Origin of the sequence: Paenibacillus sp. NPDC056722, assembly GCF_042790635.1 — a bacterium.
Classification (GTDB): domain Bacteria; phylum Bacillota; class Bacilli; order Paenibacillales; family Paenibacillaceae; genus Paenibacillus_AQ; species Paenibacillus_AQ agri.
Genome location: NZ_JBHTYV010000004.1, coordinates 96,084 through 121,496, shown reverse-complemented (window position 1 = coordinate 121,496; position 25,413 = coordinate 96,084). Strand labels below are relative to the sequence as shown.

At 45.1% G+C, this 25,413-nt stretch carries 26 protein-coding genes and 1 riboswitch; of the genes, 13 read left to right on the top strand and 13 right to left on the bottom strand.

Annotated features, from left to right (window positions below; genetic code table 11):
* Positions 1-108: 108 nt before the first annotated feature.
* The 3 genes from ACFRAM_RS11960 to ACFRAM_RS11950 are packed head-to-tail and all read right to left on the bottom strand — an operon-like array spanning position 109 to position 3,320.
* On the bottom strand, positions 109-1,197 hold the full coding sequence (locus tag ACFRAM_RS11960) for a hypothetical protein (RefSeq protein ID WP_379466042.1): 1,089 nt from the start codon (positions 1,195-1,197) through the stop codon (positions 109-111).
* A gap of 57 nt (positions 1,198-1,254) precedes the next feature.
* A complete protein-coding gene (locus ACFRAM_RS11955) occupies positions 1,255-2,658 on the bottom strand; it encodes a HAMP domain-containing sensor histidine kinase (protein ID WP_379466041.1) in 1,404 nt (467 codons plus the stop codon).
* A 2-nt stretch (positions 2,659-2,660) separates the two neighbouring features.
* On the bottom strand, positions 2,661-3,320 hold the full coding sequence (locus ACFRAM_RS11950; RefSeq protein WP_379466040.1) for a response regulator transcription factor: 660 nt from the start codon (positions 3,318-3,320) through the stop codon (positions 2,661-2,663).
* A 132-nt stretch (positions 3,321-3,452) separates the two neighbouring features.
* Here ACFRAM_RS11950 and ACFRAM_RS11945 point away from each other — a divergent pair, with 132 nt between their 5' ends.
* The 3 genes from ACFRAM_RS11945 to ACFRAM_RS11935 all read left to right on the top strand — a co-directional run bounded on the left by ACFRAM_RS11945 (position 3,453) and on the right by ACFRAM_RS11935 (position 6,189).
* On the top strand, positions 3,453-4,475 hold the full coding sequence (locus tag ACFRAM_RS11945) for a phosphotransferase (RefSeq protein WP_379466377.1): 1,023 nt from the start codon (positions 3,453-3,455) through the stop codon (positions 4,473-4,475).
* 145 nt (positions 4,476-4,620) lie between these two features.
* On the top strand, positions 4,621-5,283 hold the full coding sequence (locus ACFRAM_RS11940) for a TetR/AcrR family transcriptional regulator (RefSeq protein WP_379466039.1): 663 nt from the start codon (positions 4,621-4,623) through the stop codon (positions 5,281-5,283).
* A gap of 30 nt (positions 5,284-5,313) precedes the next feature.
* The gene (locus ACFRAM_RS11935) at positions 5,314-6,189 is read left to right on the top strand and encodes an alpha/beta fold hydrolase (RefSeq protein WP_379466038.1); all 876 of its coding nucleotides are present in this window, start codon (positions 5,314-5,316) and stop codon (positions 6,187-6,189) included.
* A 133-nt stretch (positions 6,190-6,322) separates the two neighbouring features.
* Here the strand turns inward: ACFRAM_RS11935 and ACFRAM_RS11930 are convergent, their stop codons facing one another.
* Complete coding sequence (locus ACFRAM_RS11930; RefSeq protein ID WP_379466037.1) at positions 6,323-6,700, bottom strand: PilZ domain-containing protein; 378 nt, start codon at positions 6,698-6,700, stop codon at positions 6,323-6,325.
* Positions 6,701-6,825: 125 nt separating this feature from the next.
* A riboswitch (purine riboswitch) is annotated at positions 6,826-6,936 on the top strand.
* A gap of 70 nt (positions 6,937-7,006) precedes the next feature.
* Here ACFRAM_RS11930 and ACFRAM_RS11925 point away from each other — a divergent pair.
* Positions 7,007-7,963 carry an EamA family transporter gene (locus tag ACFRAM_RS11925; protein ID WP_379466036.1) on the top strand — a complete coding sequence of 319 codons (957 nt, stop codon included), beginning with the start codon at positions 7,007-7,009 and terminating at the stop codon, positions 7,961-7,963.
* A 67-nt stretch (positions 7,964-8,030) separates the two neighbouring features.
* A complete protein-coding gene (locus tag ACFRAM_RS11920) occupies positions 8,031-8,237 on the top strand; it encodes an aldo/keto reductase (protein WP_379466035.1) in 207 nt (68 codons plus the stop codon).
* Between the two features lie 140 nt (positions 8,238-8,377).
* Here the strand turns inward: ACFRAM_RS11920 and ACFRAM_RS11915 are convergent, their stop codons facing one another.
* A complete protein-coding gene (locus tag ACFRAM_RS11915) occupies positions 8,378-8,740 on the bottom strand; it encodes a winged helix-turn-helix transcriptional regulator (RefSeq protein WP_379466034.1) in 363 nt (120 codons plus the stop codon).
* A gap of 124 nt (positions 8,741-8,864) precedes the next feature.
* Here ACFRAM_RS11915 and ACFRAM_RS11910 point away from each other — a divergent pair, with 124 nt between their 5' ends.
* Positions 8,865-9,491, top strand: coding sequence for a nitroreductase family protein (locus ACFRAM_RS11910; protein WP_379466033.1), 627 nt, complete (start codon positions 8,865-8,867; stop codon positions 9,489-9,491).
* Between the two features lie 84 nt (positions 9,492-9,575).
* Here the strand turns inward: ACFRAM_RS11910 and ACFRAM_RS11905 are convergent, their stop codons facing one another.
* The 3 genes from ACFRAM_RS11905 to ACFRAM_RS11895 form a co-directional block, all read right to left on the bottom strand.
* The gene (locus tag ACFRAM_RS11905) at positions 9,576-11,060 is read right to left on the bottom strand and encodes a 4-hydroxyphenylacetate 3-hydroxylase family protein (protein WP_379466032.1); all 1,485 of its coding nucleotides are present in this window, start codon (positions 11,058-11,060) and stop codon (positions 9,576-9,578) included.
* 208 nt (positions 11,061-11,268) lie between these two features.
* Positions 11,269-12,090: a VOC family protein gene (locus tag ACFRAM_RS11900; RefSeq protein WP_379466031.1), complete on the bottom strand. Its 822-nt coding sequence runs from the start codon at positions 12,088-12,090 to the stop codon at positions 11,269-11,271.
* A gap of 103 nt (positions 12,091-12,193) precedes the next feature.
* Positions 12,194-13,039 carry an AraC family transcriptional regulator gene (locus tag ACFRAM_RS11895; RefSeq protein WP_379466030.1) on the bottom strand — a complete coding sequence of 282 codons (846 nt, stop codon included), beginning with the start codon at positions 13,037-13,039 and terminating at the stop codon, positions 12,194-12,196.
* Between the two features lie 505 nt (positions 13,040-13,544).
* Between ACFRAM_RS11895 and ACFRAM_RS11890 the strand changes: the two genes are divergently transcribed.
* Positions 13,545-13,730, top strand: coding sequence for a hypothetical protein (locus tag ACFRAM_RS11890; protein WP_379197523.1), 186 nt, complete (start codon positions 13,545-13,547; stop codon positions 13,728-13,730).
* A gap of 149 nt (positions 13,731-13,879) precedes the next feature.
* Here ACFRAM_RS11890 and ACFRAM_RS11885 read toward each other — a convergent pair whose 3' ends face one another.
* Complete coding sequence (locus tag ACFRAM_RS11885) at positions 13,880-15,262, bottom strand: cryptochrome/photolyase family protein (protein WP_379466029.1); 1,383 nt, start codon at positions 15,260-15,262, stop codon at positions 13,880-13,882.
* Between the two features lie 493 nt (positions 15,263-15,755).
* Here ACFRAM_RS11885 and ACFRAM_RS11880 point away from each other — a divergent pair, with 493 nt between their 5' ends.
* Entirely contained in the window at positions 15,756-16,490 is a 735-nt protein-coding gene (locus tag ACFRAM_RS11880; protein WP_379466376.1) for an Ldh family oxidoreductase, read from the top strand.
* A 306-nt stretch (positions 16,491-16,796) separates the two neighbouring features.
* Here ACFRAM_RS11880 and ACFRAM_RS11875 read toward each other — a convergent pair whose 3' ends face one another.
* The 4 genes from ACFRAM_RS11875 to ACFRAM_RS11860 all read right to left on the bottom strand — a co-directional run bounded on the left by ACFRAM_RS11875 (position 16,797) and on the right by ACFRAM_RS11860 (position 21,502).
* Positions 16,797-17,672: a sulfurtransferase gene (locus ACFRAM_RS11875; protein WP_379466028.1), complete on the bottom strand. Its 876-nt coding sequence runs from the start codon at positions 17,670-17,672 to the stop codon at positions 16,797-16,799.
* A gap of 255 nt (positions 17,673-17,927) precedes the next feature.
* Positions 17,928-19,067: a toxic anion resistance protein gene (locus ACFRAM_RS11870; RefSeq protein WP_379466027.1), complete on the bottom strand. Its 1,140-nt coding sequence runs from the start codon at positions 19,065-19,067 to the stop codon at positions 17,928-17,930.
* Positions 19,068-19,103: 36 nt separating this feature from the next.
* Positions 19,104-20,792, bottom strand: a complete 1,689-nt coding sequence (locus ACFRAM_RS11865; protein WP_379466375.1) for a vWA domain-containing protein — start codon at positions 20,790-20,792, stop codon at positions 19,104-19,106.
* Between the two features lie 14 nt (positions 20,793-20,806).
* On the bottom strand, positions 20,807-21,502 hold the full coding sequence (locus ACFRAM_RS11860; RefSeq protein ID WP_379466026.1) for a hypothetical protein: 696 nt from the start codon (positions 21,500-21,502) through the stop codon (positions 20,807-20,809).
* A gap of 325 nt (positions 21,503-21,827) precedes the next feature.
* Here ACFRAM_RS11860 and ACFRAM_RS11855 point away from each other — a divergent pair, with 325 nt between their 5' ends.
* From ACFRAM_RS11855 to ACFRAM_RS11835, 5 genes are read left to right on the top strand one after another with little or no spacing between them, the layout of a single operon-like run.
* On the top strand, positions 21,828-22,793 hold the full coding sequence (locus tag ACFRAM_RS11855) for an ABC transporter ATP-binding protein (RefSeq protein WP_379466025.1): 966 nt from the start codon (positions 21,828-21,830) through the stop codon (positions 22,791-22,793).
* Positions 22,786-23,532, top strand: coding sequence for an ABC transporter permease (locus tag ACFRAM_RS11850; protein WP_379466024.1), 747 nt, complete (start codon positions 22,786-22,788; stop codon positions 23,530-23,532). Before ACFRAM_RS11855 ends, ACFRAM_RS11850 begins: the two co-directional genes overlap by 8 nt.
* Positions 23,533-23,534: 2 nt before the next feature.
* Entirely contained in the window at positions 23,535-23,909 is a 375-nt protein-coding gene (locus ACFRAM_RS11845; protein ID WP_379466023.1) for a GntR family transcriptional regulator, read from the top strand.
* A gap of 13 nt (positions 23,910-23,922) precedes the next feature.
* Positions 23,923-24,624 (top strand): ABC transporter ATP-binding protein, encoded by a 702-nt coding sequence (locus ACFRAM_RS11840; RefSeq protein WP_379466374.1) that lies wholly within the window; start codon positions 23,923-23,925, stop codon positions 24,622-24,624.
* Positions 24,618-25,358, top strand: coding sequence for a hypothetical protein (locus ACFRAM_RS11835; RefSeq protein ID WP_379466022.1), 741 nt, complete (start codon positions 24,618-24,620; stop codon positions 25,356-25,358). Before ACFRAM_RS11840 ends, ACFRAM_RS11835 begins: the two co-directional genes overlap by 7 nt.
* Positions 25,359-25,413: the final 55 nt, after the last annotated feature.

Genomic DNA, 25,413 nt, shown 5'->3' with positions numbered 1-25,413 from the left:
TCAATCGATCCAGTTATGAGGTCTTAGAGGGTGATTTCATAGTACTAGAACGAATAGTATATCGTTTTACCCTGAATAAAATTCATGCACAAAGGTGCAAAAATGATCTTACTTGGTGACTTTTGCTTCTTCATAAAGGAGGCAGCGAAGCGTCTTATCCGGGTAGCGCAATTCTGCAGTATAGCTGCTGCCGTCTTCGAGTAACATTTTGACGTCAACCATACCGCGACTATCATTTTTATCGGTATCTACCAGGTAGGCCATAGTGATTTTTCGGGTCTCTCCTTGCTTGTCAGTTACTATTTTCGTAGCCTCGTGAATCCATGTCGCATCCTTTTGGATAGCCTTGGCAGCTTCAGCACTAATCGGGGTTCTTTTTAGAGTGAAATTAGCGGCTGTCGTGTCCACTACCGTCCGGGTAGTATAATCAATGATTACGTTATATTGCCAGAAATCTTTACCCTGTGCTCTTAAGGTGTCCGCTTTATAAGGAGCAAATGTAATTAGCCAGGATTTTTTATTTAATATCACGGCATCATTTAAATTAGCATATACTTCTAATTTGGAGACATCAGCACCAAATAGCTTTTTTACACTTGTAGCGGCGAGGGCGACGGCATCAGCCTGAACCAAATCTTTGGAATCCAGCGGTGTTACAATGTTCCGTTTGGATAGACCATAGTTTAGCCGATAGTACCAGTCCGTAGTTTCCAAGAGCTCCTCGTCAGTCAATGGTCGATTCGGATAATGGATCCTGTTATTGTCCAAGTCCCAATAATACTCAGATTGTCCCGGCTTTAACGGAAGGGACTGCTTGGGGCGGAGACCCTCATACAAATACTGGTCTTGCAATATTAGCCTCCGATTCGCTTCTTCCTCGGTCATCTCTCTGTTGGAGGTAAGCTCGTTATCGGGCTTGTCCGCAAAATTATAAATTTGCTGAAATTCTTCTTGGGTCATCAGCTGCTCCAACTCTTTGTTGACGTCGGAGACCGTAATCTTTGCTGTTTCTGCCTCTACCTTTAATACAGGCGTCTTGCTGCTGGTCAAAGTCTGCTTGCCCGTGTACTGCACGACAGGAATACTCTTGGCAACGCTGGTATTCACAAATCCTGGGACAATCATTGCGCTGACCACCAGCACGCTTCCAGAGAACAAGAGCACTGTGAGTGTAGTTGAAATCTTCTTGTTGTTCATTAACTTAACCTCCATAGGGATTGGATGATGAATCTACCTAACCTTAATCCAAAGATGTTATAGAGTAGGAGGGCAGTTGTTATGAAGTTGTAAAAAGATACGTACGCAAGTCCCTTTGCCAAGCTCAGAGTCTAATGTTAACCTGGCCTGATGTGCTTCGGCAATTTGCCGGCATAAGGATAATCCCAGGCCAGCGCCGCCGTATTCGCGTGAACGCGCCTGATCTCCCCGGTAGAACGGTTCAAATACGCGTTTAGCCTGTTCTGCCGAGAGTCCGGCACCCGTATCGCGGATTTCCAGCACGGCTTCTCTGTTCAGCTCATAGGCCAGCATATAGATCTCGCTACCGCGCTTGGAGGCATGAATCGCATTTTCAATGAGATTGACTAAAAAAGAAGCCAGCAAATCTGCGTCTCCCCAAACAGTAGCGATCTTATGCTGAACAAGAAGTCGTATGTCTGCACTCGCTAATTTGGGGTGTTCCGTGTGTTGGACCGTTTGAAACAGTTCCGAAATGTCCACCTGCCGGGGTGTCAGCGGTTGATGCCGGAGGACAGACAAATCCAGCAGCTTAAAGGCCAGGTTCTTGAGACGGAGAGTTTCGCTAAGAATATAGTTGCCCGCAGTTTGCTGTTCTTCCTGTCCAATGTTGGCCGTGGTCAGAAACTCGGCGAAACCCTGCATGCTGGTCAACGGTGTACGCAATTCATGGGCCAAATTATCTACCATCCGCTGTTTCTCCTCAGCCATGTCCGAGAGTTCGGTGACCCGCTGCTCCACAGCCTCTGCCATCCGGTTGAAGTTCAAGGCCAGTTCGCCAAATTCATCCTTACTGTGTAGCTCTACCCGTTTCGTATAGTCACCTTCGGCGATCGTTTTGCTGGTCTCTGAGAGGAGCTTCAGAGGCTTACTTAGCTGCCGGATCAGCAGATAAAGCAGTAGCAGCAGAACTGGACCCGCAATCAGGTTAATCATTACAAAAAAGCGGTTCAGCTCCTGTTGCTTGGCGAAGAGCTCGCTGATTTCACGCTGATAGACAAGCCGCAAATGCTGGTAAGGAGCAGGAAGCGGGGTGGAGAGCTGAATAGACCGAGCGTCTAAGGCTTCAGTCTCGCTGCCGTTTCCCGAGCTTTGCGCTGTGAAGTTTTCATTCTGGGGAGGATAAATCATCCCGTCGCTATCCCAGAGCTGCAAATAGATTCCTTGCTTATGATAATAATCGCCATAGGATTGAGCCACGCTGGCCAGTAGAATAGGAGTCAATGGGTTACCCCGCGCCTGAATAGAATTAAGGTTCTCATAAATATTATTGGCAATTAACAATTGATCACTGGAGGCTCTCTGTGTCTCACTATCTATATTGAGCTGCCAGCTTTTTTTCATCACCATAATCACACTTACATCCAGAGTGATGATGAAGAGGGGAAGTACCGACAGTAGAATTTTATGCCAGAATCTCATGATTAACTCTGAACTTCCAGGCGGTAGCCTAGTTTGAAAATGGTTTTGATCCGTTCTTCCCAGCCCAGTTTTTTGCGTAGCTGCCGGATGTGTACATCCACAGTGCGGGTGTCTCCCTCAAAATCATAACCCCAGGCCAATTCCAGGAGCTTTTCCCTCGATAATGCAATATTCCGGTTACGGATTAACACCTCAAGCAGTTCGAATTCCCTGACAGTCAAGTCAACCGGCGTCTGATCCACCAAAACCTGCCGTTCCAGGTAACGCACCTCAACGTCATCGCAAATGAAGCTGGAGGTGCCTTTTTCCCCTCTACGCAGCACTACATTGATTCTTGCCAGCAATTCAAGGATTTCAAATGGTTTGATGATATAATCATCCGCGCCCAGCTCGAAGCCTTTGATGCGGTCAGCCAAAGAATTTTTGGCGGTGATCAAAATCACTGGAATCTGCAAATGTGCAATCCGCCCCATAACCTCAAAACCATCTAGCTCTGGGAGCATAACATCGAGCAAAATCAAATCGATTTTCTCACGCTCCAGAATTTCAAAAACCTCCGGTCCACGGTAGGCCTTGCTATATGTATGTCCAACCAGTTTCAGATTCATTGTAATTAAATCACTGATTGCTCGTTCATCTTCTACTACCAATAGATTTGCCATTCCGAATTTCTCCTCCTGATCCCTTACTGACTAAGTGCTGCTTCCCGTTATACACTATATACAACTAGAGGAAGGATTGTCCAGAAAATTGGTAGTTTCATCAGACAATGTTACCTATTAGAATAGAAAAGAATATTAAAGAGAGAGGGGCATAAGTCTATCAATAGTATAATCAGCCAGGTATGGCCGGAGTGGAATGGGGAGCTGCGAAAACAGCCAGGGGGCTGGAACAATACAACCTATATTGTGGAAAAGGAAGGACGGTGGGCAGTGCTGCGTATTTATAATACGCACAGGGACAGACACAAAATCGAATTTGAGCATGAAGTGCTGCAAAAGCTGGCAACCATGAGTTTGCCTTTTAAAGTACCTTCACCAATCTTTACCTCCGCAGGGGAGTCTTTGGTTCAGTTAGAAGATTACAACGACAAATTTGCTTGTCTGTGCACATATATCGAAGGAGATTCGCCCTCAGAGGGGAATTTTGACTTTTATGAATCGTTTGGTGAAGCGGCAGGAGTGTTGTCTGTAGTCCTAGCGGATGTAAATCCGGAACTTCCTGCGGCGTATCTTCCATATTATGAGCTGGGGCAGTCCTATCCGCTATGTACCAGGGGAACGATCCGGGAGTTATATTTGAATCCTCCAGAACCCTTCATAGATCTCGCCGAGGAACTGAAGATTCTCAGTGACACCGTGGACAACATTGAGGATTCACTGTGGAAACTGAAGAGACTGCCGCATCAGTTGGTGCATGGGGATCTGAATGCTTCTAATTTGCTAGTGGAGGCCACCGCTCCCTGGCAAGTGGCTGGGCTGCTTGATTTTGAATTTTGTGCATACGACGTGCGGGCAATGGAACCTGCAGTTATCCTATCTGGACTACTGGGCAATGCGGAGAAAGATGTTGTGATCCGGGATTTTTGGCGGGGATATAGCCGCCAGGTTCGTCTCTCTATTGATGAAATCCAGGCCATTCCAATGCTGATATTGCTGAGAAAAATGGATGTATTCCTCCATTTTCTTACCCGCTATCTGGAAGGGACCGATGAAGCTGACGTCCTGCGTGAACATGTGAAGAGGTTGTCTGTAGAGGTGCCACGGTTGGCAGGAGACGCTGCTTGGCTTCAGGGGGTTTTAATGGAGGATGGATAGCATATGCGGGTATCGTAGAGCAACTATTGGTTTTTATAGTTAATAATAGGATTTATATACTAAAGAGTTCTTTACTAACTAACATTCGTTAGTTATAATGATGAAACGAACATTCGTTAGTTTGTCAAAAAGGAGCCACTCTAATATGGAAATCAAACATGAGACCGGAACATTTTTAGATTTAAATGGAAACCTGATCCAGAATAACAACAAGAATCTCATACTTCATGTTGCTATTGATCTTTTCTCTAAAAGTGGATTTAACGCTGTCTCGATTCGGGATATCACGAGGGAGGTGGGTATTAAGGAGAGTTCTTTGTACAATCATTTTCAAAGCAAAGCAGTGATACTGGAAACAATTTACTATAATTTTCGAATGGATATATCTAAAATAATTCCACCATTAGAAGGTCTTGATGCCATCGTGTCGGCTATGGATGTAGAAATGTTTTTGATGCGAGGTTTTCAAAACTTCATGGAGCATATTCAAAATCCAAAGATGGAGAAGATCTGGCGAATTATCTATTTGGAACAGGTTAGGGATCAGGAAGCTAGAGCTATTTACTTAAACGATATAGTTGCAGGCATGTCTAATTATATGGCGATCGTTTTTGAAAAGTATATTGCGTTAGGACAAATTCAACCGCATGATCCCAGAATACTTTCAGTTAATTATCAATATTCATTGCTCCAAATGTCCTCCTTATATGTATTGAGAAGGCTGGATGGAGAGGAGACAACAGAAATTGAGCAAACGATGATAGCACATATTCGTTTTTTTACAAGTATGGTTCGTGTTCAATCATGAGTAGTAATCGATAGAGGAGAGGATCACCTAATGAATGGGGAAATGATTTCGATTTATCGAAAGAAAGGAAATCCGGATCTTGTCATGAAGGCTTATCAAGATACACTTCACTTATGGAAGGTACCCGTCCAGTCTGCATATGTAACTACCTCTTTTGGCCTCGTACATGTCCTTGTTGCCGGACCAGAATATGCTGAGCCATTGGTTTTACTACATGGTTTCGGATTCAGTTCAACAATGTGGTTAGAAAATATTGATGCTCTTAGTAGTCGTTATCGGGTATATGCCATTGATTTCCCAGGTGATATAAATAAGAGTGGTTCAATCCGGCCGATTAAAAATAAAACGGACTGTGTGACTTGGTTTACTGAGATACTGGATGGACTTGACATCGATAAGGTACATGTCTGTGGGCATTCTTATGGTGGATTCATTACTATGGTTCTTGCTACTCGTTTATCAGCACGTATTCGCAAGGTTATCATTTTGAGCCCTGGTGCAGGCATACAGCCACAGAACAAAGGTTTTTTCATCCGCTGTTTGCTTGCGGGAATGATGCCCACGACCCAAAGGATTCAAAATCTGATGGATAATATGACAGGTGAAGGAAACGTCATCAATCAGACGCTTAAAGACCAGTTCACAATCGCCATGCAAAACGCGCTTCCGCGAACGAAGCTCTTCGTCTCATACATAAAAGATAATGAGTTACAGCAGATTACTGCCCCTACATTACTGCTCATCGGGGATCAGGATATTCAGTATGATGTGGAGCAAGCAATGGAACGAGCCAGAAGGGTAATACATAACATTGAAGCCACCGTCATTCCCCGGGCTGGGCACGGGCTTCCATTAGAAAAACCGGAAATCGTGAACACATATATGCTGGATTTTTTGGGACGTTAGTTATGATCTATATTTCAAATCAAATGACAATCCAATAAGCCGAGATGGATGCAACATTTCCACATCTCCGCTACTAACTCTAGGCATACCCTAGTAGATCGCTATAGCAAATTCCTTTATGTAAATTAATAGGTCAGCGGACCAATATTTTGCCTTCGCCAGCCAGCTTACGAAGTACCCCTGGAAGACGATCACGGTCAGATTCAGGGATGTCCAGTTGGATGCCGTAATGAAAACTGCCGTCCTGTTGCTTATTCCACTTCATTGTACCTTCTATGTACGTAGGTTCTACTGTGAGGTCTATCTCCATGCCAACGCGCACTAGATTGTTTTCCAGATTTATATTTATGGGGAGCGATAGGTGACAGCCGGAACGACTGATGTCAAACAGTACAGCTCTTACAGGCTTGGAAGGAACCGGGAGCCCGTTAATAGCAAGGATATGAAGATCAAATGTAAAAGGTTCCTTAAGGGTATAGCGAAAAGGTTCGGTTCTACGATTAGTGTTCATATTCTCCTCCATACTTTTCCATGTGTATTCTAAATTTATCGACATGAAGACGTAATAAGTGAAGAGTTGGTATTTAAGGTTGACATATGTTTACTTGCCGTGTAGCATATGAAAAGTCGTCATGATGATAATAATCACATATTTCTCGTATAACTCCGCATTCAAGAAAGGCCACAAGGGCGGAGGTTTCTACAGGAAGCCTATTCTTCCTAACTACGATGATAAGGAAATGCTTCAGTTCCCTTATTACGAAGTTAGGTTTATTTGCGTTATGTCAGGCGGTTTGGAATATTGTGGAGGTGCAAAATGAAAGATTTGAAGTATTTAATATCCGTCCTAGTGGGGGCTATGAGCTACGGTATATTATCAACAATTGTTGTATTGGCTTACGATAAGGGGTACCAGTTGGGTGAAGTGGTTGGCACGCAGCTCTTGACGGGCTGTATACTTGCCTGGCTGTTGGCACTTTACACAAAGGTTAGAGAAAAGCGTACACAGAGTGGACAAGGTACAGTAGGTGGTAATTCAGCTGTAGTTAGAAGTAAATTATCTTGGAAAAATAGAATAGTGCTGATGTTGGCTGGGGCGCCAACGGTCGTAACCGGTCTGATGTACTATCAATCCCTGCGTTACATCCCGGCTTCACTCGCGATCATTCTATTGTTTCAGTTCACTTGGATCAGCGTACTGATTCAAGCGGTCAGCAAACGCAAATGGCCTGATAAGGTCACCCTGCTAACCTTGTTATTGCTGTTCGGAGGAACGCTGCTTGCAGCGGGGATTATGGATCAGGGCGAAGCTCGTTTCAATGTCCTGGGACTTACACTTGGGCTTCTGTCTGCAGTAAGTTATTCTATGTTTATTATTTTCAGTGGCAAAGCTGTTCCTAACGTTCATCCAGCGTACCGGAGTGCGTGGATGGTTACCGGAGGAATGCTGCTGCTATTCATTTTATTCCCGCCATACTTCCTGTTTAACGGGTTGCTATGGAGTCAGTTACTGCTATTTGGTTTCTTGCTTGGTTTGTTCGGAGCGTTTATCCCACCTGTGCTATTTGCGATAGGTGTTCCTCATATCGGAGGCGGCATGGCGGGGATTCTCGGTGCTGCCGAGCTGCCGGTTGCCGTATTGTTGTCCTCATTCGTGCTTCATGAGCAAGTCAGCGGACTTCAATGGGTCGGGGTTATCGTAGTGCTGCTGGGTGTTGTGCTTCCTGAGCTAAGCAAGTTACGCTTGAATAGCGTTGATGCAAAAAAAGTATAATCTATCCTTATTCACTTAAACGCTATGTCCTCAGCATATCGTTGCAGACAACGGTTGCTAACGCGCTGTGTTTGAGGATAAGGCGGAGGTACGAGGCGTAAGTCCGGCCCGGAGCTCTCTCGCCTGGCTGCTGTCCAAATTGGTTGTTACTTCCGTAATCGTTGGTGCCAAACGCCTTGAGCAATTGGAGGATAATATGGCCGCTGCGGAAATGGAGCTTACCCTTGAAGAATTCCAGCAGCTTGACGAAGTCAGCGCTCTGCCGCCGGAATAGTAAAACCAAGAAGACGATATAGTTGTTCAAAAAAACGGCGCATTCCCTCCAAACAAGGGAGAATGCGCCGTAATTTCTTTACAAGACAATATTTAAGGAGCTTCCTTTTTTAGGTTGTGTTGAACCAAAGTGAAAGGGGGCTATTGATGATTATTTTGGTGAGTACAGTGAATTTGTCCATCGCTCTTGATTTCCTTCAACACTGCGTATTCATTACCCCAATCACACATTGTATTTAGAACAGGTACAAAAGATTGCCCCAGCTCTGTGAGACTGTACTCTACTTTTGGTGGAATCTCCTGAAAGATTTCTCTTTTCACAAGTCCGTCTTTCTCCAACTGCCGCAATTGATCTGTTAATACTTTTTGTGTGATCCCAGGTATCAGCGCATAAAACTCTTTGGTTCGAACTGAATTTCGACTCAAAAAGAAAAGGATTAAGCACTTCCATTTTCCACCCACAATATTCATAAAAACATTTATCCCTGTATTAAAATGGATCAAATCCCGTTCCTCCTCAGATAGGCACTTAAAGGTGGCTTACCCACAATTTTGTGCGTTATTTTCCTGTTTAGTATTAACTACTATAATTTGAAAAGCATTATAAATAAAGATGGGAGTGAACAACATGAGTGTTAAAAGTATTCTGGAGCATAGAAATTCAGTCCGACATTATGACCCGAGTTATAAAATCAGCCTGGACATGCTGGTTTCATTGATTGAAAGTGCAGGCAAATCACCGAATGGGAATAATATCCAGTCGGTAAGGTATCTAATTATAGATGATCCCCAAATCCAAAAGTCTCTATTGCCCATCGCTTTCAATCAACAACAAGTAGCAGACGCCTCAGCTTTAATTGTGATGCTAGGTGATTATAAAGCGTTCCAAGCAGAGAATATTGTACAGATCCATGAGGAAGGTTTTCAATCCGGTTATTTCGATGAATCTTTAAGAGACTTTCTAGCACAGGCTGCAATTGATTATTATGCAGTTAAATCAGACGAGGAACTTCGGATGGAATTAACCAGAGATGTAAGTCTTGCCGCAATGTCATTAGTCTTGCTGGCAAAGGAAGCTGGACTTGATACGGTGATGATGTCCGGTTATGATTCCAAGCAGTTAAAAGCAGCTTTAAATATTTCCGAAAGATATCTTGATGTAATGCTTATCGCTATCGGAAAAGGGATTAAAGCTGGGCATCGAACGGTGAGACATGATGTCCATAAAGTAATCTATAGAAATAAACTAACTTAAAGAGACGCACATTGAAAAAAGAGAGCCGAACGGCTCCCTTAGTATTGTGAGATTGAAATGTTTCTCCCGAATTCCTCGCTAGATTTATTGCTCCTCGGAAGTTGAATCAGTATGAGGATACTGAGATGCAATAAACTCGTGAATGATTTGACGGAAGTATTCGTGATTATCATAGCTGTTGTACATGCGGAAGGCCAAGGTTTGGGAGTTTCCGAAAAATAAGCGTTCAAACTGGGTTTGCCGGCCGCCGAATGCTCCCGCTCCCAGTTCCCAAGCAAGCCGGAATAAGGCATTTCGATACCAGGCATCCGAGACATTACCCTTCAAATACTGACTGAGGTACGAACCGGCACTTGAAATGAAGTCGGATTCGGAGGGGATCATGATGAGACCGCTTGAACTGAACTTTTGGACCATCTCAACCATCTCTGGATAAAACTCTGAAAAGTGAATGGTTGAAGCCAGAAGTGGACCTTTATCTGGAATGAGATATCCAAATTTGTCTGAAGATGCCCCTATTTCAGAAGCCAATCTTAATGCTTTGAATGTTTCTAAAAAAGTTATTGTTCTTGAAATCTGCTGAAAATTGTAGGGCTCAAGGACAGAATTTTGTTCTTCCGCCAATGATTCTAGTACACCCAGAAAAAATTCGGTCTTTGCAATATAACGGGTGATAATTTGATGAGCCATATGTGTATGAAAGTGACTTTCGTCGAACAATCGTGCACCATACGCTTCATCACCGTAATAAAATATACGATCATGAGGAACCAGCACACGGTCAAATACAACAAGCGTATCCATTTCTTCATATCTTGAACTTAGCGGATGGTCGTAGAGGGATGAGGCTGCGTAGCTTTCACGGCAAAAAAATGTCATTCCAGGCAGGTCATTGGGTACTGCAAAGGCAAATGCGAATGGGTTATCATCATCCACAAATGATGGTGAGGGTGTCGGAAATACAAGCATTTCATCGCATGTAGCACCTTGTGTTGCCATCATAAAAGCTCCTGTTACAATCATCCCTTCATCATTGATCTCTACAACTTTCGCAGCGATAGAATCCTCTGTAGCATCAATCTGACCGGATATTTTGCTTGCTTGAGGCTGGATGAATGCATGGGATAAGGTAATGTCCTGATCTCGGCAGTAAGCGTAGTACTTCCTGAGGTTCTCAGCATATTTAGGATTTAGATCTTCGAGAATATCGGCAGCTGTAAACAAAGACATGATGGCCGTGTTCATATAATCGGGGGAACGTCCTAAAAATCCATGATGCTTGCCTGACCAGAGTTCAATCATTTTTCTCCGGCGTTGTAAGTCTTCAGCATTTTTGGGAGGGAGAAAAGAGAGACCGACAGGCTCTCCTGTTTCTGGTGAAGGATAGGTCATCTGCGCTAAATATTGCTCATCACACTGCATGTTGTACATTTCGGCTTGAGTTTGTATGAGACCTTTAAATGCGGGGTGCTTCGATAAAGGGCCCTCGATCTGCACTCCTTTATACCAGATATTAATGTTTTGGCGGTCAATTCGTTCGATGTATTGATCACCCGTTTTAATGGGCACACGTCTTCACCTCTTTGGAGAGCGTCTTTTGCTAAAAAAGCTGTGTTATTGCTTATAATGTACGTACTTATGATCAACCTTGTACATTGTCCTTAAAAGGTGTGGGGGAAGAGGGCGCCTAAAGTTAAAGTGCTATAGAAATAGGGTATCTCATTCGCCTTTAAGCGGTGGAATACCCTATGATCCAGTCTTTATACATCGAGGAATATTACATGCTGCTGAAATTCAAACGGTTACCGTCGGGATCATATGCATGAAAGCTGACCATTCCTCTAGTTATGAATCCGCCAATATCCGAGGTTTCGATCCCGCTGTCTGATAGGAACGTATGATAATTAAAAAAATCCTCACGATCAGTAACCCAGCAAATTGGCCGCACAGGTCCATCTACTTTTCCAATATAAGCATCTTCTGTTAACTGCTCTAATACCCATAAGGATTTTTGATCTCGTTGATGATTTAATTGAAGGCTCATGATGACATAACCATCTTTGCTTAAATCGTTCTCCATTTCCATCCCCAAATAGTTACGATACCACTGGACGGATTTTTTCAGGTCGCTAACACCCAATCTAATCCAGGAGGGGACGAAACCTTGTTCTTGTATTTGTTTATCTTCCTGAGCCGTAAATCGAATTCCCTCGTATGTTGCCCAGAAGTCAAAGTAAGTCGTACCACCCGGCCCTTTATAAATATCGGTCACCCGAACCCCGCTTGATTTATAGTGACTGTGCAGTTGTTTCAGGTTTCGAGTCCTCCAGCACAACCGGATGTTGGACTCCACGGTCCCGCGTTCAGCAAAATGATGGGGCAGTCTTACAGACGATAGACTTGAGATCAGCCAAGTACCCCAATTCATTCGCGTCATTTTGCCCTCCGTACATCTTGGATCAGGCTTCCAGTTCTCCTTTTGGCCTACTTCCCACGACATGAACTTCTCAAACCAATGAATGGCCTCTTCGTGGTTGTCCCAAAGTACGTCGACAGTCGAACCATCAAAATGTAATTTCGGTACTGCAAAGGTTGTCATAAGCATTCTCCCATCTTATTATTTTTGCAAGATTTCCCTGTCCCTTATTTTAAAAAAACCCATTATGTACGGTTTGACGAATCTTGCTATTTTAAAAAATTGGCTATTTACCTCTGATTGGCAAGCACCACTGGCTGCGGAAATGCCGCTCAGGATCTGTTATACTGCCCCTAATTTCAATTACGGCATACTTGCCGCCGGGCAAGGTTGAAATCTCCAGATCATCTCTGGATTCTGAATGGGGTGTGACGGTTACGCATGCATCATATCGGCACTTTTCAAGAGGGATCAAGTAGGGATCGTCGTAGGATACGCCGATAATCTCAGGCTCAGAAGAGAGCAACCCATTAAGATAAGCTTGACGAAACGCTTTGTCGAAGGCATGCGATAATTCCCGGGTCAATCCCGTATCTGATAGACCGGAATGACGTATGGAAAGTATTTTGACAGGTGGGAAATGGACAATCTGAGCCGTATGAACGTAATGGTGTGCCCATCTGATCATTTCATCTATATCGATTGACAGATACCCTGCGGCCTGCATTTTGTGCCTGAAATGCTTCTCCGCAAAAGTTACACTCCGTGACTTAAATATATTAAATTGTAAACGGTAGTTAGTGGGAGACATACCGTAGAATACTTTGAACGAACGGGAGAACCCTGCACTGGACGAAAATCCGCATTCCAATCCAATTTCAGTGAGCGACATGTTTTCATGAAAAACAAGGAGTTTCGAGGCTTTCTCAATGCGGACCCGGTTCACATATTTATTCAGAGTTTCTTTGACGACATGTTTAAACATTCGATGAAAATGATATGGAGAGAATCCAGCAACCTCAGCGAGCTGCTCCAAGGAAAGATCATCGTCCAGATTAGTGTGAATATAATCTAGAACAGCATTCACTCGTCTAGTATAAATGGCCATTTCATGGATGTTCGGGGATTGCAATAGACTATCCTCCTAGCTGTATATCTGTCTGTATTTTCTTATTGAAAAATTCTACGAAATTTTGGACTTTCCTGATTTTTCCTTATCACTAAGCGCGTCTATTAAAGCAAGTGCACGTGTGGTTTCTGCCAATGCTGCGGTATGATTACCGTCAGCTGCGTATCATTCAGCAAGCTTAGTGAAATATAATTCTGGAATCTGATTCAAGGCGGCAATAGCGCTTTCATATTCTCTCTTTGCATTATAACCATAGGCCAGAAAACGCAGTGCATCATATTTTACTTCAATGTTATTTGAATATAGAGTAGGGTATCCTGATGCTCAACAACCGCTTAAGCGATTAAAAATCAGCTCCAAGTTGAATACAGGAAAAGTAATCGGCGCTTGTTTAATGTTGATTAGCTAGACTCCAATAGCAGTATCGATTAATCTAGATAAATGGAAACTGGAATTTGCTTGAATCATGGACTTGAACTCATGGTGTAAAGAAGAAAGGAGGCTGGCTATGACTTATTCACAGATGTGGAACAACGCTGGAAATGAAGCCGAGATTCTCTATTTGGAAGAGCAAGTTGAGGTTGTCAAAAAAGAAATAAAACGAGCAGAAGCCGCAGGGCTTCAGGAAATATTGGATCAAGCGAATCACAAGTTGGCTGAACTGGAAGCGAAGCTGGATGAGCTAGAGGAGTAGGGGCTAGCTGCCCCAAGTACTCGATTACTCTTACCCAATAGTGATTGGATTCCTCTCATAAGAAATCCAATCACTCCAACTACCCGCAGGAACAGCAGAAATTTTGGTGATGTTGCAAGAAGAGCAGGGAAGCGCAAGCAAGCTATAGCTCAGTTTTCGCTATTAGGTTGCACTGTCGCTCCTTTGCTGTTCAGGATTTTTTTATACACCTCAATCGCCAGCGCCCGTGACTGCTTAAGATCAACGATAGCATATGGTCTAGGCAGGTGGATATCTTTATCGGACAAATCTGCCAGCTCCGGCAGCCAGGTACGTATATAATCTCCGCTGGGGTCATGAGTCTGGGACTGGGTTACCGGATTCATGATCCTGAAGTAAGGGGAGGCGTCGAATCCGAGCGAGGAGCTCCACAGCCAGCCGCCACGGTTCAGCACATTATCATAATCGCTCAGCTTCAGCCGGAAGTAACGCTCCCCGTAAATAAATGGACAGCCCAGATTTTTGGTAAGAAACATTGCGGTAATCATTCGCAGCCGGTTCGGCATCCAGCCGGTTGTGTTCAGTTGGGTCATGGCGGCATCGATTACCGGAATACCAGTTCTTCCTGAAGACCAGGCCTCAAAGTATTTCGTACCCAGAACGCTCAAATCATACACCTTCTCATAGCTGAAGAAATCAGAATCGAGCCGGGCCTGATACAGATAGAAATCCCGCCAGGCCAGCTGCCGCAGCCATTCTTCCCCACCATTTTCTTCATCCGCCAGCCGAGTATACACAGTACGTGCAGAGATGGTACCCGTATTGAGGTGTCGGCTGATCCGGCTGGTGCCCTCCTGTGCATATTTGTCACGGCTCACATGATAATCCCGTAAATGTAAGTCTATAAATTGCTCAAGCGTATCTTTTACATCTATCTTCTTTCCTGAAGGTGCTAGCTTTTCAATCTGAAGTGTAATCTCCTCAGGAATCTTGAAATCCTCAGCAATTCTCTCGTCCAGCGTGGACGTTGACAGCTCCGCTAAGGTCGAAGAATAGGGCGGACGAAACCGCTCTGCCAAGTAGCTGCGCCAGCGGCGGTAGAACGGTGTGAATACCTTGAAGGGCTCTCGTCTCCCACACCAATCCATGAAATCTTCCAGATCGCAGAGCATGCTGTCGTGATAAATTTTGAAACGGATGCCGAGTGCAGCCGATGTATCGCGCAGGCTCATGTCTCTTTGTAATGCATAAGGGGTGTAATCGGCATGGAGCATCAATTCCTGAATGGGGTAGGTTTCGCTAAGCCTCTTGACAATAATATCAGGCTCGCCATACAGAATATGTAGCTGCTTGCCCTCAGTGGCGTACTCCTGCTGAAGTCTTGAGACCTGCGTCAGGAAGTTAACCCCGCTATGCTCAAGATAACGTTGTTTGCGCAGTAGAAAAGGCTCCAGAATCAACACATGAAGGCTGCAAGATCCAGAAGAACGTATGGCTTCAAAGGCTGGAAGATCGCTAGTCCGCAGATCCTTGCGGTGAATGAAGAGAATCATTAGAAGTATTTCCTTTCTGTTATCTGAGGGAATAAAACTCCTGTCCATAATACGATAGATTTGAAGTTTTGGCGATGAACTGTTCCTGCTGCAAGCGGGAAACTCGGCGGAAACGGACCTTTCCTAAAGAACTACTACTAATTTCCATGATATAATCATTAAAATCTATATTCACATGGAAAGAAGAAATTTCAGTCGGGAGCGTGATGAAATGCTGAGAGGAAACAAGAAAGCAGAAAATATATCGAGTTTCAGGGTAATAGCCAATGCGATACGATCTTAATAGCGCAAGAGAGTTGGCTATTCGTGTGTGTGTTGCTTCTGGTGCAAGCAAAGCAGTAGCAATCTCTCTTGCAGAAGCAACTATCGCTGCAGAATGTGCCGGTCGTAGTTCGGTTGGTTTTGCTCATCTTCCTGATTATCTGGAAGGCTTTTTGGATGGTCGCATTACTAGCACAGAAGAGCCGGCGCTCTTTTTCCAGCTCCAACTCTCATTCAGGTCGATGCCAAGGGTGGTATCGCCCAGCTTGGTTTTGATCGTGCATTCGAGGAATTGCAAACACGGGCAAACACTTATGGTGTAGCCGTATTAGCGTTAAAGAACAGCTATACGGCTGGAGAGTTGGGCTACTACGTAAGGCGTCTCGCCCGCAAAGGATTGGTAGCATTGGCTGCGGCCAATGGATCTGCCTTAATGGCCGCCGGACAAAGTAAGGAGGCTGTGTATGGTACCAATCCTCTCTCATTTGCTGCGCCTGTCGACAACAGAGCTCCCTTGGTTATCGATCAGGCATCCAGTGCCACGGCTTTTGTTAACATACGGCAAGCGGCAGAACGCGGTGAGATGATCCCTGAAGGCTGGGCCATCGATGAGAAGGGGCAAAGCACTATGGATTCGCGTGCAGCGATCAAGGGGGCTTTGCTTGCTTTCGGCGGTGCGCGTGGTGCCAATATCGCACTCATGGTTGAAATACTCGCCGCAGGTACGACAGGCGCGAACTGGTCACTTGATGCTCCGTCCTTTGAGGAAGGGAGCCACTCGCCTGGTGTAGGCTTGTTCATTGTTGCCCTAACCCCCGAACTACTCGCTCCAGGTTTTTCGGCTCGTATGGCGGATCAAATCGAACGTTTGTCCTCCAAAGGCATTCACATTCCCGGGGGCAGCTTTGTTAAGGAAGAAATAGATCTTCCGTCTTCACTTGTTGCAACCCTTGAGAAATATTATTAGAACTAGCAATTATTTAAGCTATTATGACATGAAGCAGAAACCATCTAAAGATAGCCAAGACAAAGGTTTGGACAGATAAGTAACGCGTTACCTTTTTAGAATACGCCAAACTCTATCGTTACTACATTAATAACAAGCGCTCTCTTTTTGCATGCAGGTAGACACTTCTAAGCTGACTTCTAGGCTTTTCAGCGGCCGTTCTCAGGGGGAATTTCCGTTTGACTTCGTTACACCCCAGCATGACGCAAAAAGTACATCGCCACATGAGCGATGTACTTTAATACATAACCTGTATGTCTGCTTTCGCTACTTTTCGTCCCCCGTCGCAATCGGATTTTCCTCATAAGAGATCCAATCACTCCAGCTCCCCGCATACAACTTCACATTCGTATATCCGGCCTTTTCAAGTGCTAGCACGTTCGGGCAGGCGGTGACGCCGGAGCCACAGTAGACGATGATTTCCGAATCTTTGTCCAGATTAGCGAAGTGTTCTTGCAACTCTTCGGCGCTCTTGAGGCTGCCATCTTCATTCTGAGTGTCTTTCCAGAAGAAGTTAACGGCACCAGGAATGTGCCCGGCCTTCTTGTCCAAGGTTTCTTCGAGACCTAAGTATCTTTCCCGCGCACGGGAATCGATTAGCACGGGAAGAGCAGGGGATAAGGCGGAATCTGCAATATTCGTAAGCGTGTGCCCGGACACCCGGCGAACCTCATCGACACCCGCTAACATCTGTGATTGTAAGTTTGGCTCAAATGAGCTAGGTATTCTTATTGGCTGATGATCCGTAACAGGGAAGCGTTCGGCTTTCCAAGCGCTGAAGCCACCTTCCAGGATGAATACTTGCTCATGGCCCAAATAACGCAGCAGCCACCAAAGCCGGGCGGCGTTCATACCACTCTCATCGTCATAAGCGACTACGCGCGTCGTGTTGCCGATACCAAGCTTCGCCAGACGTGCAGCTAAAGCTTGTGGGTCCGGGAGAGGGTGGCGTCCACCATGCTCTGATACAGGGGCTGACAAGTCCAGCTCCAGATCGAGATAGACCGCTCCAGGAATATGTTCCTGCTCAAAACTTTCTTTGCCAGCTAGCGGTTTACCTAGCGTAAATCGGCAGTCTACAATGGTCTGCTCGGGTTCATAGAGTCGTGCCAGCAGCCAGCGTTTGGAAACGGTAGCTTCCATAAGTATCCCATCCTTTGCTTGAATCAATATAAAAAACATTATAGCAAAATATGATTGTTCGTGGAGTTGTAGTCAACGCAAAAATCCTAACCGCAGATGACAGGGGAAGTTGCCCTTGCAGTTAGGATTCTAGGATATGAACTAGAAATTATTAACCAGGATCGCTTGTGGTATCGACCACGTTCAACTGTGTTAGTTAATAGTCTTAACAGCCTGTAGAAAAAGGATATTCTAATGCAAGCTATCAGCTGCTACTCACAATCCGAGTCGATTACCCTTCTCCAACCGCAGAATTTGCTTTTCACCGTTGTCAGCCAGTTCCCGGAACTGGACGATGGTATCACGCATCTTAGGGAGAGCGTCCTGCTTGTAGGTGCTAATCGAATCCAGCGCTGAGAGGACGTCTGTGAACGCCTGCTTAAGCGTGTCGGCAGAAACGCTGGTCTCCAGCGCCTGCTTGTGAATGGCTGCGCCTTGCTCTTTAAGCATTCTGGAAGTGCCACTGATCAGTGTGTCAGTGGTCTGGTTAAGCAGTTCTATTTTTTTTAGGACAATTCTTTGATTATAAAGGGCACTGGCGACCGTAACCGAGATTTTCAGCGCAGACACTGTAACGTTTCTGGCTCTATCTACCCCGCGGATTAGCTCTTTATTATTGCGGATCACCACTTCGATAGCCATAATGCCTTGCTGGTTGACCACCAGCATTTGCTGCAGATCCATCACCCGTTGACGGAGAGGGAAGAGAACTTCTTCCGTAATGAAGCGGATTTTGTCTTCGGACTCCCCACGCACCTTGGCAGCTTCGATCTGTGTTTCAATCTCCTGGTCCATTAAAATACCGAGCTGAATTTCTTTTTGCAGCCTTTTCGTTAGCTCCCGTAAGGTCTGCTGTTCAATTTCCAGTGTTGTATTGTCGTTACGCAAAACGGTTTTGCCTTTATCCAGAGAGATAATAATATCGGAAATGACGGCATCGGCCTTCTGGAATTTGGCAAAGTAAGCGCGTAGCGGATTGAACAGCTTGCCTAGCAGCCCGCTTTTGGCAAAATCGACAGCGCTCGGGTCCAGATCCTTCAGCTGCAATTGCAGCTCAGTTAAGCCTTTGGCAACATCGCCGCCTTCATCGCCTGTTTTGGACAAATTGCCCACGGTTACTTGTAGCAAGGCATTCTTATCGGAAGAGGAGCGCATCGTTCCCATGCCGAAGCTGTCAATGGATTGCAGAACGGCTCTTCGCTTCTCCAGCGAATCGATGTCCAGTTCCAGAATGGAAGAGACGTTGTTAATCGCGAGTTCCTTCAGCTGTGTGACTTCTTCCGGCTCTGGTTTTACCTGTTCTTCAATAACCGACTTCAAATTCTCTGCACTTGGCACTTCCATAGTGAATGACATGGCAATCCTCCTATAAGTGAGTAGTTGATAACAAAATTACATTTGCACATTGAGCAGATTGCCGATTTTGTACACGACGTCATCTGTATCTGCATTGATATTGGCAGCTTCATTAATGATGGATATACTCTCCAGAGCTTTAATATTCGCATTGTAACCAATGGTATAGATCGGAATTTTATAGGTTTGAATAAGTCCTCTGATATCATCCAGTGAATGTCCCTCGTTGGTCTCCCCGTCACTTAGTACAAAGATCAGCGGCTTGATCTCCGGATTAACTTTGACTTGATCTTGAAGCATCTTCATGGCAACAACCATGGCGTCAAACGTAGCGGTACCTCCCGCAGCTTGTAGACTGTTAATGGCACCTACGAACATAGACTGCTGATTGGTATCATATTTTGCAATGGGAAGATTGACCGTAACGTCACTGGAGTAAGAGACAAAGCCGATACTGTTGTCTTTTCCTAAATACTTCTGGCCCTTCAGCAAGGACTCTTTCAGACGATTGAGTGGTTCGCCGGCCATGCTTCCCGATACATCGGCAACAAATACTGCTGCAATTGGTGTATTTCCGTCTTTCTTTTCCTTCCAGAGCTTCTGGGCGGACGAGAGTACACTGCCATCTACTGGGTCAAGTTCGGCAACATAATCATTCAGACCGTTAAATCCATTGTCTGCTCCAGATTTTTGATATTTAGCCTGTTCAACAAAGGCAGCGAATTTCTTAATAATCTCCAGCTTTTCCTTAGGTAAATTACCAAGCGCGTACAGCGGGCTGTCATGTCTTACACCGAATGGAGTAAATACATAACCACTCTTTAAATCAGCTGTGTTGACATAAGTCTGGTATTCCAGCACGAATGCATCGAGTCTGCCAGTTTTTGCGGCTTCGCGCATTTGCAGGGTGGTGGAGGCAATGAAGGGAACGTTGGCCTGGAACTTCTCGAAGCCTTGCACTGCCTTATCCCCCAGTAGATCAGAGCTATCAAAGGTGGATAGGGCCGTTACCAGAAAATTCAGTCCGGTGGAACTGGCAAAGGGATCGGTGTACCCCATCGCCAGCTCGTTGTCAGCGATAGCGTCTGTAATGGTTTTAACATTGAGGGATCCGTACTTATTCACCAGTTCATCATACTTCTTCTTGTTGGTCACGACGCCCGTTACATTACCGATCAGGCGCTTGGCGACAAGTTCAGTTTGAACGCCGCTGGCTTTGACCATTTCTCCCCACAACTCATTAGAAGGGGTATAGGCGTCCGGCACATATTTACCGGATCTTATGTAGTCGGCCGCTGTACCTGAAGCGATATTGCGGATTTTGACCGAAACGGGTTTTCCGTCTACCAGTGTATTAGAATCATTGAAGTCTTTAGCCACACCATTCAACCATCCATCTTTGCCAGTTCCGGATTTCTCTATAGAAGAGAAGATTTCAACGAAGTTGTCGGTTGTAGGCTCAACAGAAATCGTGAACTTGGAGATATCAGGTAGGGAGTCGCCGACGGCTACAGGATCAAGATCGATTTGACCTTTGACCAGTGGCGCAGTGGTTACTTTAATATCTTTATAGAGCTTCTCCAGTCGTTTCGTGGCATCCTCCGCCGAAATTTCGGTCTTGGATTTACCCAAGTTAGAGGTAAGGGTGATTCCAAAGTATACAAGTGCAAAGACCGATACCGCAATAATTGCTAATACCGCAAATGTTTTTCCTTTCCTCGCCATCATCATCTTCCTTTCTATTGCTGGTAGAGTTTTGTTTGTTTGATTAAGTCATTGATTTCTCTCATGCAGGGCATTTCTTCGATCGTTTTATAGTCTGTACTGTCTAACAGGGAGATTTCCAGCAACAGCTGATCAAGCTTCAGTATAATTTCTTCGTTGGCACCTAAATACCCGGCCACATAGGCAAAGTATTCGTTGAAAAGATTCCTTTTCTGCTGTACCAGTTTATCGGAGAACTGTCCAGGGTTATGTGAATCGGTAAAAAGCGAGAATTCTTCGGCATCGAATACGCTTAACTTGTTAAGAATCCCTCTGATATTCAAATAAAAGAGTTTTTCAACGGACCCGATCACCGCAATAAACTTTTGATAACTCAGTTCTGTTTGCTCAAATCGCTGCGACAGGACGTTCAGCAACGTATCCTTCTTCTTATCGATTCGCTCGAGCTGATCCAGAGCAAGGACAACATCTTTTTTAAGTACTTTAACATTACGGTATTTATGCAGCTCGGCTATATAATCCACCTGGGTCTCCAGCTTCCGGATGGATTTCACAGGTGAAGGTTTGAATAGCAAGATATAACTTCCGTAAAGGACAATCAGCAAGCTGAGGACTAACAGAGTTACGCCGGAGGCGGTCTCAAGGGCAGTTCCGCTGACAATGTCCACGCCCAGCAGCCCCGGTGACAATACCGCGATGTTCAGTAACACAATGCCTGCAATTAGGCCGAGCAGTTTGAAAAGTCTTGAGCTGTTCAGGGTTTACACCTCCTCCAAGAGTATATTTTGACAAGGGTCATTCTGATTCATTTTATCAGAGAATAGCGAGATTGGCTTTCAAATCTTTCCAATAAACAGGAACTATACGGAAAAATGTTGGCTGATTAGTGGTTATTACGTGAAATCAAGGATATTTGTTTCAAAATAAAATATAAATTGGGCTTTACATGGTTATAATGTTAGTGTACTATTAAACTATGACACCGACACAATGAAACTTTACCATAACAATCTTTCTAAAGGGGGAGGCATATATATGAGCCAAAGAGATGAGCAGCAAGCGCAACACGAACGGGAAGACATTGTCCTGCAGATGAATGAAGTCAGCAAGATCATTAAGGGAAAAGCTATTGTTGATAAGCTTTCTTTTCAAATTCGCAAGGGTGAGATCGTAGGGCTGCTAGGACCAAACGGTGCGGGGAAGACGACAACGATCCGCATGATGACTGGGCTGATTCGGATGAGTGAAGGAGATATTGAGGTACAGGGCCACAGCATCAAGAAGAATTTCAAATCGGCCATTGCCCACATCGGCGCCATTATTGAGAACCCGGAGTTCTATCCCTACATGACCGGACTCGATAATTTACGGCAGTATGAGCGGATGACTGACGATGTGGATGATGACCGGATTGAGGAAGTGGTTCAGCTGGTGGGACTTCAGGAGGCAATGAATAAGAAAGTCAAATCCTATTCGCTCGGTATGCGCCAACGGTTGGGGATTGCCCAGGCTCTACTGCAGCGGCCTAAGCTGTTGATCCTGGATGAGCCAACTAACGGACTTGACCCGGCGGGTATTCGGGAAATGCGCGACTACATGCGAACCATTGCTGAAGTGGAAGGCATCTCCATTCTGATCTCTAGTCACATGCTGTCGGAGGTGGAGCAGATCTGCCACCGTGCGGTTGTGATTCAGAACGGCAAGCTCGTGACGGTAACAGAACTTGGAGCAGAGAACAACGTTTCAGAAGAGGTTACGTTAACGTTCCGAGTAGATGCTATTGAACCGGCAATTGCGATAGCTCATGGAACAGAAGGTATACAGGTGGTCCGCACCGACTTTATTAGGGATCAGTTGACGGTCACGATGAACAATAAGAATGTACCAGAACTGGTAGGGGCTCTGGGTGCAGCGGGCGTGGGTCTGTACCGGATTGAGGAGAACAGGCGGAGCCTGGAAGAAGATTTCTTGAAATGGACAGGAGGGAATCGTATTGCATAACCTGAAACGGCTGGTCGTCAACGAATGGTTGAAATTGTTTAAGAAACGTTCGTTTTTTGTACCGTATGCTTTGTTAATAGGAATGTCTTTCATAGCAGGTTACGTTATACATTCTTTTGCAGCAGGGATGTTTGGCTCGGTCTATGACTTTACAGTAACGATGTCCTACATCCAAGGACTGGGCCAGGTCGTAACCATTATGGCGATTATCGGTATCTCCGGAATAGTAGCCAAGGAATACAGCCAAGGAACAATTAAATTTTTGCTGATTCGTGCTCGCAGCCGGAGTGCTATACTGACTTCCAAATATATAACAGCTTTGTTCTACGGATTGTCGTTGACGCTTGCAACAGCTGTAGCGCTATTCATTTCCGGGTCAATCTGGTTTGGCTTTAGCGGTGCTGAAGGAAGCTGGCTCGACGTTCTTGGTTCACTTGGGTATAGCTATGTCTATACCGTGGTCTATATAACGCTTGCTTTTATGATAGGAATACTAACGACCTCGGGAGGGGCGACGATAGGGATTACGATGCTCATGCTTATGCTCGACAAGACAATTATTCAGAAGGAATTTTATAAATATATGCTGTTCCCCAACTTGGATCTGTCTGTCTATACCGATGGAGGAGCTCCGCTGCCGGGAATGACGTTATCCTTCTCGATCGTGATGCTTGCCGTGTATGTGCTTCTATTCCTCCTTGCCGGGTTTGTTGTGTTCAGACGAAGGGATGTTGCATAACTATGACGATTGAATTTGATAACAACCTGCCTATTTACATCCAGATTATGAATTATATCAAAGGTGAGATTGTGACCGGGAAGCTGAAGCCGGGGGATAAAATTCCTTCCGTACGTGAGCTGGCCAGTGATTTACAGATCAACCCGAATACGGTGCAACGGACCTTTCAGGAACTGGAGCGTGAGACAATCGTGGAGACAAGACGCGGGATGGGACGATATGTGACAAGTGAGGAAGGTAAAATTATGACCATCAAGAAGGAAATGGCCAAAGATGTGCTAGACCGGTTTATCCGCGGGATGAGAGAGCTCGGTTTTCAAGGAGAAGATATTGTTGCTGCCGTAGCAGAGAGCGTGAACCACAAAGATGGAGAATAAGGGGATGTATAGTGTGGAGGATATCCTTCAGGTACAGCAAGTCAGCAAAAAGTATTGGTCCAAGCAGGCTGTTCGCGATATTTCTTTTACATTGGGACCTGGGAAAATCATCGGTCTCTTGGGCAGCAACGGTAGCGGCAAAACTACAATTATGAAAATGATCGCCGGTCTGGCTCATCCAACCTCTGGAAAAATTTCTGTTTATGGTAATCCTGTAGGTTTTGAGACCAAATCTTTAATCTCATTTATGCCAGACCAGCCGCTAACTGAGTCGTGGATGACGGTGGGGGATGCACTGCGCTTTTACAGTGATTTTTTCCCGGATTTCGATCAAGCCAAGGCGGAGCGGATGCTGGACTTTATGAAGCTATCGCTGGCTGACAAGGTCAGATCACTGTCCAAAGGGATGAGTGAACGTCTGCAGCTGACATTGGCATTATCACGTAAGGCCAGTCTCTATCTGCTGGACGAACCGCTGGGCGGTGTGGACCCCGTGGCGAGAACCAGAATCCTGAATGCGTTGGTAGAGTTCTATGAAGAAGACAGCAGTATTCTGATCTCCACGCATCTGGTGTCTGATATTGAGCGGATTTTTGATGAAGTCATTATGGTCAAGAATGGGGAAATGGTCATGCACGGGAATGTGGAAGAGCTCCGGCTGCAGCATGGGAAAAGTATGGATGAACTGTTCAGAGAGGTGTTTGCCGAATGCTAAAGCTAATGAAATATGATTTCAGGCGTAATCGTGATCAGATTCTGGGGCTGTATGCAGTCACACTGCTGCTTGAGGCTGTGATTTGGATCTTGGCTGAGGTTTATCAATGGGAGAATCTTAGCATGCTTGTGCTTCAGGCCGTTATTTATTTCTCGGCCGCTATCTTCCTTGTAGTTCTGGCTTGCCGAACTTATAGTACCAATCTGAAGTCCTATGGTCGCAAACTACTTCCGTTAAAAACATATTATACCGTGCTCTCCCCGCTGCTGTTGAATCTGATTCTGTTGATAGTCTTAATTGCACTAGGAATGCTGCATGCGGCAGTCTATGGCTGGGTCTATCCGGACATTCTGCCAACAGATTTCTGGTATATTGCTTACATCAGTGTACTGAATTTGCTAGGCGCAGCCATGGTCTTTTTGATTGCGCTGACGTTCTCTATTACGGTTTCCTACAGTCTGCCTTTCCGCAGCAAAGTCTGGATCGGGATCGTCACACTGTTTGTTCTGAATCTGATTCTGGGACTGGTAGAAGGGAAGCTGTTTCCAGATTCAGGGGGATGGATGGAACTTGCTTTCCGGTATAATTTCACTTCAGGTGAGTATTTGAACCCTAACGGAATTGAAGCGGCTGGTAAAGCTTTTGACATCGGTCCGGCACTAATTGAAACTGTATTTTGCCTGATTCTATTATATACATCCAACTGGCTTGTTAAAAAGAAGGTAGAGATCTAATTTCTTGACTCTCTACTATAGAGTATAATAAACAGACGCCTCTCCAAGTGATATG

Coding starts and splice junctions, on each gene's coding strand:
- ACFRAM_RS11925 (WP_379466036.1), top strand. CDS start 7,007: ATGAAAGATTTGAAGTATTTAATATCCGTCCTAGTGGGGGCTATGAGC.
- ACFRAM_RS11890 (WP_379197523.1), top strand. CDS start 13,545: ATGACTTATTCACAGATGTGGAACAACGCTGGAAATGAAGCCGAGATT.
- ACFRAM_RS11955 (WP_379466041.1), bottom strand. CDS start 2,658: ATGAGATTCTGGCATAAAATTCTACTGTCGGTACTTCCCCTCTTCATC.
- ACFRAM_RS11855 (WP_379466025.1), top strand. CDS start 21,828: ATGAGCCAAAGAGATGAGCAGCAAGCGCAACACGAACGGGAAGACATT.
- ACFRAM_RS11935 (WP_379466038.1), top strand. CDS start 5,314: ATGAATGGGGAAATGATTTCGATTTATCGAAAGAAAGGAAATCCGGAT.
- ACFRAM_RS11845 (WP_379466023.1), top strand. CDS start 23,535: ATGACGATTGAATTTGATAACAACCTGCCTATTTACATCCAGATTATG.
- ACFRAM_RS11960 (WP_379466042.1), bottom strand. CDS start 1,197: ATGAACAACAAGAAGATTTCAACTACACTCACAGTGCTCTTGTTCTCT.
- ACFRAM_RS11875 (WP_379466028.1), bottom strand. CDS start 17,672: ATGGAAGCTACCGTTTCCAAACGCTGGCTGCTGGCACGACTCTATGAA.
- ACFRAM_RS11930 (WP_379466037.1), bottom strand. CDS start 6,700: ATGAACACTAATCGTAGAACCGAACCTTTTCGCTATACCCTTAAGGAA.
- ACFRAM_RS11865 (WP_379466375.1), bottom strand. CDS start 20,792: ATGGCGAGGAAAGGAAAAACATTTGCGGTATTAGCAATTATTGCGGTA.
- ACFRAM_RS11940 (WP_379466039.1), top strand. CDS start 4,621: ATGGAAATCAAACATGAGACCGGAACATTTTTAGATTTAAATGGAAAC.
- ACFRAM_RS11950 (WP_379466040.1), bottom strand. CDS start 3,320: ATGGCAAATCTATTGGTAGTAGAAGATGAACGAGCAATCAGTGATTTA.
- ACFRAM_RS11910 (WP_379466033.1), top strand. CDS start 8,865: ATGAGTGTTAAAAGTATTCTGGAGCATAGAAATTCAGTCCGACATTAT.
- ACFRAM_RS11900 (WP_379466031.1), bottom strand. CDS start 12,090: ATGACAACCTTTGCAGTACCGAAATTACATTTTGATGGTTCGACTGTC.
- ACFRAM_RS11870 (WP_379466027.1), bottom strand. CDS start 19,067: ATGTCATTCACTATGGAAGTGCCAAGTGCAGAGAATTTGAAGTCGGTT.
- ACFRAM_RS11885 (WP_379466029.1), bottom strand. CDS start 15,262: ATGATTCTCTTCATTCACCGCAAGGATCTGCGGACTAGCGATCTTCCA.
- ACFRAM_RS11835 (WP_379466022.1), top strand. CDS start 24,618: ATGCTAAAGCTAATGAAATATGATTTCAGGCGTAATCGTGATCAGATT.